The organism is Wukongibacter baidiensis, from assembly GCF_050888315.1.
GTDB lineage: Bacteria > Bacillota > Clostridia > Peptostreptococcales > Caminicellaceae > Wukongibacter > Wukongibacter baidiensis.
Window position 1 is genome coordinate 612,613 of record NZ_CP138202.1, and the last position, 12,303, is coordinate 624,915.

The following is a 12,303-nucleotide window of genomic DNA, read 5'->3' on the forward strand; positions in this document are numbered from 1 at the left end:
TATTAAATAATATTTTTTAATTAGAAATTTATGCTTGTTTTTTTTGCAAAAAAATAAAAACCCGATACAAATGTATCGAGTCAGATTGTTAACAAAGTTAACAAGATGTAGGCTTTAACAAATGCTCAAGTTCAAGGCACGCTTAAGTCGAGTAGCGGAGCTTGCTAGACCCGCAAGTGTTAGGCAGAGACTTAAGCAGTAACGCAGAAATTGGACGTTTGTTAACAGCATAAAACCCGATACAAACGCATCGGGTTTTATTTCTTCAATGTAATTCTATTTCTCGTGATTACAACAACAATCGTCGCAATCTTCAGTTATTTGTATAGTCTCATCGCACTCAGGGCAAGCAACCTCTAGTTCACCCTCTTCATCAAGCATATCCTCATCAACGTAGATTATCTCACCACATGAAGGACACTCAATTTCATCAAAGTCAATAAATTCATCATCATCTAATTCATCAATTTCTTCATAGAAATCGTCTTCTAAATCAGTTAAATCTTCATCTATTGCATCAACATATTCACTTACTTCAGCTAGACCTTCATCTAACTCTCCCATTGCTTCAGCAAAATCATCAAGGACATCAATAATATGAACTAAAAGCTTACCTTCCTTACTGCTTGCATCTAGCTCCATACCATCCGCTAATCCTCTAAGATATGAAACTTTTTCGTTTAAGTAGCTCATATGGTATTCCTCCTCATTTGTTTAAGATTTTTTTTGCCCCAGATATATAGTTCTACTTAAATCACTATAATATTCTGGGTTTATGTAACAAAGGATATAATCCCTTTGTTGCAAATACTATTTGTATTATTACCCTTATGCTCTAGATAAATACTCTCCAGATCTAGTATCTATTTTAACTCTGTCACCTTCATTTACAAAAAGTGGTACTTGTACCTCAGCTCCAGTTTCAACCTTAGCTCTTTTCGTAACATTAGTTGCTGTATCTCCCTTAATACCAGGTTCAGTTTCAACAACTTCTAATTCAACAAAATTAGGTGGTGCAACTTGGAAGCACTTACCATTATAGAACTTTAATGTAGCATTCTCGTTCTCTCTAATATATTTAATAGCACCTTCAACCTGATCTTGAGTAAGTGGTATTTGCTCATATGTTTCATTATCCATAAAGTAGTAAAGTTCTCCATCATCATATAGGTATTGCATTTCTTTTGTCTCAATGTGAGCCTTTGGGAACTTTTCATTTGGATTGAAAGCTTCTTCTCTAATAGAACCTGTGATTATACTCTTATACTTAGTTCTTACGAAAGCAGCTCCCTTTCCAGGCTTAACATGCTGGAAGTCAACAACCACAAATGGTTGACCATTAATCTCAAATGTTACACCTTTTCTAAAATCTCCTGCTGAAATCATTTAACAATCCCTCCATAGTACTTTAATTCTATAATTTTCTTATTTATAGTCATATCTCAACTCAGGCGAGAATTTTGACTAATTTATTGGACTTAATGTCCTTAAACCCGGATTATTCATGAAAAATCCGGGTTAATATATATTAATTGAGTCTATAACTCAATTAAATGCTTAGGTGATTTTGATAATCTCTCACATCCATTTTCAGTAACAACAATTAAATCCTCTATTCTAACACCAGCAAAGTCAGGTAAATAAACACCAGGCTCATCGGTAACTACCATATTTGGCTCCAAAACATCTTTTCCAAGGGGAGATAATCTAGGTGATTCATGTACTTCTAAACCAACACCATGTCCTAACCCATGTCCAAAATATTCTCCATATCCCTTTTCTGTAATAATATCGCGGGCTACCTTGTCAGCATCATAGCCTGTAATGCCAGGTTTGATAGCTTTTAGCGCGGCTTCTTGAGCCTCTAGAACAACATTATAAATCTCTTTTTGCTTTTCAGAAGCTTTTCCAACTACAATTGTTCTTGTCATATCTGAACAGTACCCATTATATACACAACCAAAGTCTAGAGTTACAAAGTCACCGTCTTCAATAACCTTGTGGGATGCAACACCATGGGGCATAGAAGAACGTATACCAGAAGCAACTATACTGTCAAAAGATGTTGCAGTGGCTCCTTTTTTCTTCATAAAACTCTCTAGTTCAAGAGCTACTTCCCATTCAGTAATCCCTGGCTTTATTACACCACATATGTATTCAAAGGCTTTATCAGCTATTTCCGCTGCCTTTCTAATCTCATCGATCTCATCTTGCTCTTTTATTGTTCTAAGCTTTCCTAAAGTACCCTTTAATGGCTTTAGCTCTATTCCAACAAGCTTTTCATTAAATTCATTATATTGGCTTACAGTTACAAATGCATCCTCAAAGCCCATGTTCTTTAACCCTAATTCGTTTAATATATCATATAAGGTTCTATCATTAGTATGTTGAACTATCTCAAAGTCTTTGCACTGGTCAGAGGCTTGCTTAGTATATCTGAAGTCTGTTATAAAAAGGTTCTTGTCTTCAGTAATAACAACATAACCCGATGTACCAGTAAAACCAGATAGATATCTTCTATTTTCAGGCTTAAATACTATAGCGGAGTTTAAATTATTCTCCTTAAGGCTTTTTCTAAATCTTTCTACCTTATTATTCACTTATATACCCCCATTATAATATATTAATGTTAAATACTAATTAATTATATAGAGGTCCGAGTAAATCTTAATTTATACATATCAAAATATCTCATGCTTCTGAGGATTTTTGATGTGTATAAATTATAGTTTTGACTGGAATCTCTATATTGAAATTCGATTAAAACTATTAAAATAGTGATAACTTCTACATTTTTGCTTTGGAATTTGTCAACCTTTGAAGCTGGTTAATTTTTCCCTCATCCTACTAAATAATAATAACATAAAAATCTATGTTTGAATACAATTTATTGATTTTCAAGCCTTTGCTTTATTATTTACAAATTCCTTCATTAATAAACTCATGCAACGAAAACATAAATAGGGTGTCTCAGAATGACGAATTTCTGCGTTATTTAAAATTTCATCGACTTGGCACGTACATTATAGAGGTTCTAGTAAAGACTTCAACTTATACAGGTCCAAAACTCTTAAAAACCCTGAGTATTTGTACCTGTATAAATTGAGTTTTACTAAGAACTCTATACGACTAGCCAAACCGATGAAATTTCAAAACCTTAACCCCGGATTATTTATAGAAAATTTAAAAGGGTGCAAGTAGTTTTGATTCTAAGACTTTCATCAAGTTCGAAGACATACGTACGTCGAGGGTTTGATGGATGTCTTAGAATTAAAAGGACGTAGCAGAGTTTTAAATTTTCTATGAATAACCCGGGGTTGACTTCATTCATTCTGAAACACCCCGGGGCTGAACTCACAAAATTGTTTTATAAGCCAGCCCCCTTTATCTAGTGCCTAGGATTCTTTGTAACAACATCTATGGCATCGATTAATGCCTTCATTACATCTGTCTCAAATTGACGGCTCATCTCATCTACCTTTGAATATAGCTCTCCCTTATCGGTAACAACGTAATGGGGTTTTAGCTTGTTTAGGGCAATTGCCTTTATATCCAAAATACACTTATCACAGGTGCAAATATTATCAAAGGCTCTAAGTAAGTTTGGTAATGTATGATCTACCGCAATTTCCATATAGTTTTTTAAAAACATATATATTCCCCCTAAACATAGTTTTTGTCTTATCTTAATTTTATTACAAAATGTTGGGTTCTTCAACAACATTTATCTGTAACGTTGGATCTGGATCTGGATTATAGGTATCTGATTCACCTGATTTAATACCTTCAAATTCATCTATCATAATTTTATATTTCGTTTTTCCAGCTTCTGCCTTATCATCTTTAATAACATCGAATTCCAATAGAGCTTCACAGTTACTCTCTTTTGAAATAGAATTAATTTCTATTGTACCATCATTAATATCCCAATCAGTATGCTCTTCTCCATTAATCTCTAACTTGATTTTCTCGAAGCCAGTTTCAAACTTGCCATCGGTATCTGCTGGATCTCTTTGTAAAACCAACCTTATTCTCACCGTATCCAAAGTCTTTTGTAAAGTAAATTTAACCTTAACTATCAGTTTTCCATTTTTAATTATATCCGACTCTGACATATCTTTTGCATCTGTAATATTTTCATTCTCTATTAATAGCAAATCGTTTACTACTTCAGTATCACTGTTCGAATTTCCTACGTCGTCGGTTGCAGTCGCCGTTATAGTCAACTTCCCATCCGCTAACTCTCTTACGTCGAAGCCATCTATTTGGAAATTTCCATCACTATCTGAATATGTTGTTTTACTTACTTTGCCGTCTTCTTCATCGGAAATGACTACCTTAACCTTTATGTCTGCCTCAGTGCCTGTATCTCCTTCAATAGTTACGTCATCCTTTTCCGACTCGCTTATTATGTCATCTCCCATTATAGGAGTATCTATTCTTATAGGTGGTGGAGTTCTGTCTATCTTTACTGTTTTAGATACTTCTTCCGACGAATTGCCATTGTCATCTATTAGCTTAGCAACAATTTTTGTTTCTCCTTCTCTTATGACATCAAAAATTTGATCATAGTCAGTCCAGCCTAATATTTCTTCTCCCTCATCAGAAGCAACATCTATAAGCTTGTACTGGATAGTTATTCCAGAAGTATCTACCATATTAGTAGATATTTTTACTGGTACTTTTTCAGCATTTGTCCATTCTTCATCTGCTTCTATTATTGGAGCAGGAAGACCTGTTATTTCGATGTCAATTCTACCGGCATCACCCAGTGGTACTACAAGTGGCGACCCATCGATATCCTCAAATGACAACTCTGCGTCTTGACCCAGTTTAAAGTTTCCTGCTACCTTTCCATAGCCATCAATTGCAAATGATAAACTATCTACATCTGGTTCATATGTTGTTTTAGCATCATTCAGACTATATGTAATTGAATCAACAAAGTAAGTTAAGTCTTGTCCTACTACTGTAACTCCACTAGGAAGATTATCTGTTTCAATCACTATTCCATCAGGGATTGTTTCAGAGAATACAATTGCCTTAATAACCTCTTTATCTGGTAGGTTACCCACACCTGACAGTGCTGAGATACTTTGAGGTTTTATTTCATAGCTTAATTCAAATGGTTCCTTAAGATATGCACTTGACTTATCTATACTCCTATCAAAATTAAGGACTGCAGAATTCTTATTCCTTACCTCAACTGTAACCGATGGAAACTCCATCTGACTTTTAGCGTCATTAATGTCGGTAAATGAAATGATAGACTTGCCAAATTCACTTAATGTATAACTTCCTGGTGTGTTAGTGCTTAAATCTACTACAAAGCTTACTGGATTTGCTACATAGACTTGTTCTCCAACATTACCAGTCAATTGATATTCTATGTTTTCCATGTTAACTTTAATAGCCTGTCCATTTACAACTACATCATCACTTGAGTTAGGGTCAATATCTATATTTGCAGGATATTCATCCTGAAGAAGTACGTTGGTCAAACTTATACTTTCGTTGTAGACTCCGTTTTCATTTTTGTATGTACTCGTAGTCTTTATTTCTTCAGGTTGAACAGTATATTTTAACTTGAATATATCCTTCTCTTGTACAGTGCTTCCACCTATAACTTCCTTAGATAAGTTTAATGAAACCCCAGCATCAACGGTAAAAGGACCATATATTCCCTCTCTTGTGACTTCACCATCTTCACCTGTTTTGAAGAGAATATAATAATCACCGGATTCAGTAGGAAACTTCACACCTTCACTTCCAGTAAATATTGTCTTGTCATATTCTCCTGGTGTTATATTCTTAGATGGATAAAACCATTCTGCTGGTACCCTTGTAGATGGTGTATTACCATTATTACTGTACTTCATTTCAAAATGAGCCCAACCGCCCCAGTTAAAATATTCTAAGTATATTGGGTAGAACTTATTAGCTTTTAAATGAAATACTTCATTTGTAGTTCCAAACCTTGACCCTTGAGGCTTAAACATATTGACAAAGCTCTTTGTTTCACCTTCAACAGTTATATAACCTTTACTACCATCGTCAGAATTAGCGCCAAACTTGTAATCTCCATCGACTGGAACCTTAATATATCCCCAGAATTTTGAGGCTTCCTTATAATTTGCATTTGTATTTCCGTTTGCTCCAGTTACATTCATATTTTTCATAAATATTGAGTTTGTTACCCATCTCTTAGCAGATGTTCCATCGACTTTTTTATAATCTTCCCAGTCACCATACTCCGCCGCACTTGTTGAAAATGATGCAGATTTATGATATGTAGCTTCAAATGGCACTTTAAAAACCTCCTGGGGATTACTCCATTTGTCTGTCCCACTTAAGGTTGGCATGTGGCTAACATCATAGGCTCTTTGATTAAGGTATCCCTGTTTTTCTAAAACAACGTCTTCATTTACTGTTTCTTCGTTTAAGTCTAGACTTAACCAACCATCTTCAGGCATATCCTGCGGCTCAATGGAAGTATTCATAAACTGATATTTAAAGAAATTAACTTCTTCTCCCATTACATTTATATCTGCAAAGGCATCACCCTTTAAAACGATGTTAGGGGTTAATATCTTTTTGACTCTTACATCGGAGGTATCACTAAGAATTTCATAGGTGTCTCTGAGTCCTTCTCCATCACTAACCTTGATGTTAATATCAGGTGGAGCAGGTGGACCCTCAACAGTTATTCCTCCAAATTTTAATGTAGATCTGTTGCTATATCCGTTTTTTACTGAAATCTCAATTTCATTTTCTCCATATATCAAATCAATTAATTGCGTATAATTTCCATCATCAGTCAATCTATCCGTAGCTGCTATTTCCCCATTGATTTTCATACTTGTAATCGTAGTGTTTTCTTCTGTCTCTAAGCTTAAGCTTCCCTTAATTCCATCAGGAGTTTTAGTGTCATCTTGAATTTCGATTGGATTTAATCTAACAAGAGGAACAGTTTCTGTCACAAAATTCTCATATACATCCGTAGCCTTCATATTAACAAACATTGCATCTATATCTGATTTAGCAATATTAATATTAAAGGTCTTGTCCGATTGATACTCACTGAATTCATCTCTTTCGTCCTTGCTCCAGAGAATATCTCCTTCTGTATTTGAAATCACGATTTCTGCCGGTTCGTCAATAGTTAAAGCCAAGCTATATTTCTCCCCATCATCTTCATGATCCGTCAAATAGCCTGATACTTGAGGTGGTTCTTTTTCATACACTGATATATCTATTCTTGGGAAGGATTTTTGACCATCGGTTCCATCTATATCCTTATAGTCGATATAAGAGGTATTATTGTCACTACTATCCTTTCCTAGGTTATAATCTCCAGCAGTATTACCCCTTAGCTTGATAAAAAATTCAAAGGGCTCTGCCTCAAATTGATTTGTTTCCTCATTTAGTATGTATGATATACTTCCTATATCTCCAGTTACTATTTGATTATTTATATCTAACCCTTCTGATACTTCTACAACTTCCATTCCCTCAGGAAAGGTCTCTTGAAATCTTATACCATGAATAGGCAAATCGCTCTGTATTTGCTCTGCTAATTTTTCATACACTTCGATTATATCCTCAGCTGTCTTTGCTTCCTTATAAAAACCGCTAGAGCTATCTGCTATTTGTTGGAGCTTGTCCTTATTTACGTCATTACTAAAACCAACAATAAAAGTATTGATTTCAGAATCATCATCGGTAATCATTTGGCTAATGGTATTAGCGTAGTTTTGAGATAATCCATTATAATCACCAGTACTAGACCAATTTACATAATACTTTGTGTGCGTAGCACTACTTGTTCTATAATCTACTGAATTTATCCAAAATACGGGAGATGTTGTAGAACCCTCTTTTTTTTGTCCTATAGCTTGATGCCATTGCCCATAATAATCTTCATACCAATATGTACCATTATAGTAATTGGAGTAAAACTGTCCTGCAATTCGATCATAGGTAAATGCAGTAGGATCTCCATCTGTCATTAAAATAATATACTTCCTTTTTTGATCATCATCCAACTCATCCAATAAATAATACGCTCTTCTAAGTCCATCACCTATATTAGTACCTCCATTTGCACTTAAACCATTTATTGCTACTTCAAATTCAGTAAACTCATTAGAATTTGCTAACTTTACAAAATTCTTTCCATTTATATTATTTAAATTGGCTGTATTGCTATAAGAAACAAGAGAAGAACTGACCCTATCATCTTCTTTTAATTTGTTAATAAACAGTTTTGCTGCATTCTTTGCAATAGTCATTCTCTTATCTTCTGTATTATATGTGCTACTTCCGTTGAGATCACGATTCATACTACCGGATGTATCCATTACTAAAACAATCTCTTTATCCTTCAGATATGATTCTGGTACTATATCCTCAACAGGTATTGGTTGCGGTTGAATCATGTAATTTATTACAATCTCTTCATTAACTAAATATTGATTTTTCTCAACTTCTTTTACTAAGTTTATTGGTGCCTTGACATTTTTAGTTATAGAATCTGCGTAACTGTTTGGTACTATAATGCTACTAATAATTATGGTAATGACAAGTAACATGCTTCCTATTTTAAAATATCTTTGTCGTCCTCTCATGAAAACTCCCCCTTTCAGCGCTTATAATTTTTTAAGGCTTAGCATTTCTAAAGTACACTTGATTTCTATTTAAGGTAATATCTGAATCATTAAGTTCTGTTGTTATAGTTATTTCCACACCTATAACAGTGTTCTGATCATCAAGAATTTTAGTTACATCAAACTCTTCAATATGCTTTGCATACTCACTAGTAGTAATACTTGCTTTATTCACACCTTTCCCTCTACTTAGGGTTTTGCTACCATTATCAAAGTCGTATTGAAGATAGCTGCTTTCATTTATCTCAAAGATAATCTCCTTAACACTACCACCGCTATAGGTCTTTATTGGCTCTACTATACCCCTTGCTTCCATAATATTATCTACTATTTCATTCATAGCAATCTGAATATTATGCTGAGCCTCAACTTGATCCTCGGCCCTATTAAAGGTTTTAATATTATTTATTAAAAAGGAAGAGATCGTTATGAACACTATTCCCATTATGGCCATAACAACAACTAATTCCACCATAGTAAAACCCCTATTGTTACGAAGAAACTTCATCATTCAACAGCACCCTTCCTATGATCATCAGCTTTAACTATTTAACTCTTTCCCAGTAAACATCCACAACGTCTTCATATTTAAGATAGGAATTTAGATCATCTGCCCCTGCTTCAGATTCATACAGAAAGCTAACTTCATCTCCATTATTGACAAATTGATTAGCTAAGCTCCCAGAATCCTCTATTTTATCTTCATAAACCGTCTTATAAATATAGTTTTCATCATTGGTTATAGTTTTAATATTATCATCTTCTATATAGATATTGCCCACGGCTGAAATCGTTCCTCTATAGCTTAGTCTACCCCTTAAGTACACTTTTCCCTTTGTAACAATAATCCCCTTTAAACCTCCTATATTAGCAGAGGAAATATCAATTTTTTCATCATCATTTCCTATCCCTGATGAGTCTCCATACTGACCAATAATATATAGATCTTTGTTAGCATCGTCGTTTATAAAAACGACTTCTTTAATAATCTTTTCTGCTACCCCTTCTCCGATTTTAAGATCTTCATTTATATAAATATTTTCATCAAACGAGAACCTTCCATATTGAGCACCATCAGCATCACGAATATGTACCTTCTTACCCGTATCTGATTCGATTTCATCGGACATGTTATTGACATGCTTTTCATACTCTTCGCTCTTTGTATTAAACATGTAATCATTGTCTACAAAGGGCTTACTGGGATAAATCACTCCATTACTTAAATACGCTCCCGTGGAAAATAGTACATGGCCATCATTTGTATTAATGTCTATACCTGAACTCCCTCCAAGTTGAAGTCTTTCGGGATCGTCAGCTTCTGAATGGGCTTGGTTATAATAATAGAAATACTTGCTCTTTTCAATAGCGTTCATTTCTGTCTTTGTCTCATCCTTGAGTTTATTTACTAACACAAGGGGTTGAAAGATTTCAGGCTCAAGATTATTATATTTACTCTCATCTTCTTCTGGTGTGTCTAGATCATCATCGATACCACTTAAAACTTCAGAATAGGCCTTATAGTTTCCTTTTATAGAAACACTCTCGCCCGTTTGATAGTCTTCGATAGGTAAATTGATATACACCGTTCCCCCCATAAAGATCTCCTTTGTGACTTTTAGGAAGGACTCTGTTCCAATATCTTCACTATTTATAACAATACTACTACTTTCATGATGGGCTGTATCGCTATTTCTCCCATCTGAAAACCCATAGTAGCTTCCATTGATTTCAATCCTTGCCTTTTCACCATTTAATTCTATGTCATCGGCTGTATTCACGGAATAATCATCGTCTGATGTGCTTCCTACTGTAATGGTGCTCCCTGAAGTTCCATCTTGGATAACTAAGCTGTTACAATAAACATTACCATTAATATTTATTGAAGAATTGTCTGCATTTGTATGTAAATAGCTATTAGTTACCACATCTCCATTAATAGTAACTTTGCCATTTATTTTCCTATCTTTATCACCTACAACTACCCCACCATAATTTCTTGAATCCTTTTTATCCGTAGGTATAGTTCCATATGCATATATATCACCGTTAACCTCAACATTTTCTCCTGTTACATATAGATTATTCTCTGTTGTTATTGCCTTTTTCCATAGAATATTTTCGGCCAGCTTTGCCTTTACATTTTTAACATAATAAGAGGCATTATACTTTGGTATTTTAATCGAAAAACGTCCCTTTACCTTCTTCGTGATCTTTTCATGCTCAAAACTAGATAGTAGCGTTATTTCATAAGGAATTGGTTCATCTGTCTTATTATCCATTTCGACTGCATCAGAAGGTCTTCCATTTGAGTCTACACTGATTGAATCGTTCTCTATTTTAAATTCAACAGCATCTTCTACCTTAACCCCAGCGTTATCATCATCAATCGAACCATCTACAATACCATATTCATCGTTATCATTCTTAATCTCTAGATTGGCTTGCAGATTATCATTCATGTATTTTGAAAAACCTAATCGGAACCATTCTTCCATGAGGGGTTTAATCTTTTCCTCATTCACCTCACCATAGCCGTGATTTCCGATAATAAATACACTATCGTCTAACTCTGTATCTTCTGGAGGATCAAATGCTTCTTTTGCTCTCTCTCTCCTAATGAAGTCACTCAGATTATTTTTCACCTCAGTATTTCCTGATTCAATTCCCGCTTCTATCTCCTTACCAATTACTGCATATGCTTCCTCTAGACCGGCCTCTGCAAGATAAAAGGATGTCTTTATATTTTTATCTACTATTTTCATTTTATAATTTATGACACTTAATGATATGATAGCAGTTCCTAAAATACTTAAGATAGAAAGGGTAACTAGCACTAGCAAAAGTGTCGATCCCCTTTTAGATTTTAAAATTCTTTTTAGCATCTGAGGCACTCCTTAATCAATAGTTTTAAAACTAGCCAACTCCGTTATCGTTTTACTTCCCTTTTTAACAATTATTTTGATTTTATATACTCTGTTTTTCTTTTCATTCACTACGGACTCGTCATAAACATTTTGATAGGTATATACTTCTCCACTCTCTGTATCAATAGTAACTACCTTTCCTCCCGATGATGACTTTACCTTAAAAATATTTACCCTTTTACCCGACTCATTTGAAACTTTTAATTCTTTATCCGTACTTGCGTTACACTTCATTTCAATATTTATTCCTGTTTCTATAGAATCACTAGAAATTAGGCTAAGCAGCTTAGAACTAAGCTTAACAGTCCCATCACTCTCTATAATTAAGGTATTATTCGTATCATCTATTTCAGATGCATTAGCACTATAGTTATACTCTATACTCTGTCCAGTTGAGTTTTCATATGAATCCTCTTCATTAAACTCATTAATTGCAACTTCTACAGTCATGCCACTATTTGAATCTGTATCTGATACATATCCTGTGTTGGTATCGGGATCAATATAACTAATCGTATCAGCCATAAATTTTTCCATATAGCTCTGAGCTACTTGGTTAGCTATCATCTTTTCCTTAGCAAATGAATTATTTCTAACACTAGATACAAACAGTGAACCCAAAGGTGTTACGATAATCCCCAATATAGCTATGCTTACTATGATCTCTATTAAAGTTATCCCCTTGTTCTCCTTAAGTACTTGCATCTTGA

Annotated in this window: 8 protein-coding genes; all 8 read right to left on the bottom strand. The window is 34.3% G+C overall.

From position 1 onward, the window contains the following. Positions 1-276 precede the first annotated feature (276 nt). A complete protein-coding gene (locus R9X47_RS03050) occupies positions 277-693 on the bottom strand; it encodes a CD1247 N-terminal domain-containing protein (protein WP_432665225.1) in 417 nt (138 codons plus the stop codon). 135 nt (positions 694-828) lie between these two features. Continuing rightward, positions 829-1,386, bottom strand: a complete 558-nt coding sequence (gene efp / locus R9X47_RS03055; protein WP_432665227.1) for an elongation factor P — start codon at positions 1,384-1,386, stop codon at positions 829-831. A 152-nt stretch (positions 1,387-1,538) separates the two neighbouring features. Next, complete coding sequence (locus tag R9X47_RS03060) at positions 1,539-2,600, bottom strand: M24 family metallopeptidase (protein WP_432665228.1); 1,062 nt, start codon at positions 2,598-2,600, stop codon at positions 1,539-1,541. A 788-nt stretch (positions 2,601-3,388) separates the two neighbouring features. Beyond that, positions 3,389-3,652: a late competence development ComFB family protein gene (locus R9X47_RS03065; protein ID WP_432665229.1), complete on the bottom strand. Its 264-nt coding sequence runs from the start codon at positions 3,650-3,652 to the stop codon at positions 3,389-3,391. A 43-nt stretch (positions 3,653-3,695) separates the two neighbouring features. Continuing rightward, the gene (locus tag R9X47_RS03070; RefSeq protein WP_432665230.1) at positions 3,696-8,627 is read right to left on the bottom strand and encodes a VWA domain-containing protein; all 4,932 of its coding nucleotides are present in this window, start codon (positions 8,625-8,627) and stop codon (positions 3,696-3,698) included. Positions 8,628-8,658: 31 nt separating this feature from the next. Further along, a complete protein-coding gene (locus tag R9X47_RS03075) occupies positions 8,659-9,177 on the bottom strand; it encodes a PilW family protein (RefSeq protein WP_432665231.1) in 519 nt (172 codons plus the stop codon). A 34-nt stretch (positions 9,178-9,211) separates the two neighbouring features. Further along, complete coding sequence (locus R9X47_RS03080) at positions 9,212-11,551, bottom strand: hypothetical protein (RefSeq protein WP_432665232.1); 2,340 nt, start codon at positions 11,549-11,551, stop codon at positions 9,212-9,214. A gap of 12 nt (positions 11,552-11,563) precedes the next feature. Next, on the bottom strand, positions 11,564-12,298 hold the full coding sequence (locus R9X47_RS03085) for a type IV pilus modification PilV family protein (protein WP_432665233.1): 735 nt from the start codon (positions 12,296-12,298) through the stop codon (positions 11,564-11,566). Positions 12,299-12,303 lie beyond the last annotated feature (5 nt).

What these genes read in the sequence shown, in the direction of transcription:
- efp (WP_432665227.1), bottom strand. Translation starts at nt 1,386, where the DNA reads ATGATTTCAGCAGGAGATTTTAGAAAAGGTGTAACATTTGAGATTAAT.
- R9X47_RS03050 (WP_432665225.1), bottom strand. Translation starts at nt 693, where the DNA reads ATGAGCTACTTAAACGAAAAAGTTTCATATCTTAGAGGATTAGCGGAT.
- R9X47_RS03075 (WP_432665231.1), bottom strand. Translation starts at nt 9,177, where the DNA reads ATGATGAAGTTTCTTCGTAACAATAGGGGTTTTACTATGGTGGAATTA.
- R9X47_RS03080 (WP_432665232.1), bottom strand. Translation starts at nt 11,551, where the DNA reads ATGCTAAAAAGAATTTTAAAATCTAAAAGGGGATCGACACTTTTGCTA.
- R9X47_RS03070 (WP_432665230.1), bottom strand. Translation starts at nt 8,627, where the DNA reads ATGAGAGGACGACAAAGATATTTTAAAATAGGAAGCATGTTACTTGTC.
- R9X47_RS03085 (WP_432665233.1), bottom strand. Translation starts at nt 12,298, where the DNA reads ATGCAAGTACTTAAGGAGAACAAGGGGATAACTTTAATAGAGATCATA.
- R9X47_RS03065 (WP_432665229.1), bottom strand. Translation starts at nt 3,652, where the DNA reads ATGTTTTTAAAAAACTATATGGAAATTGCGGTAGATCATACATTACCA.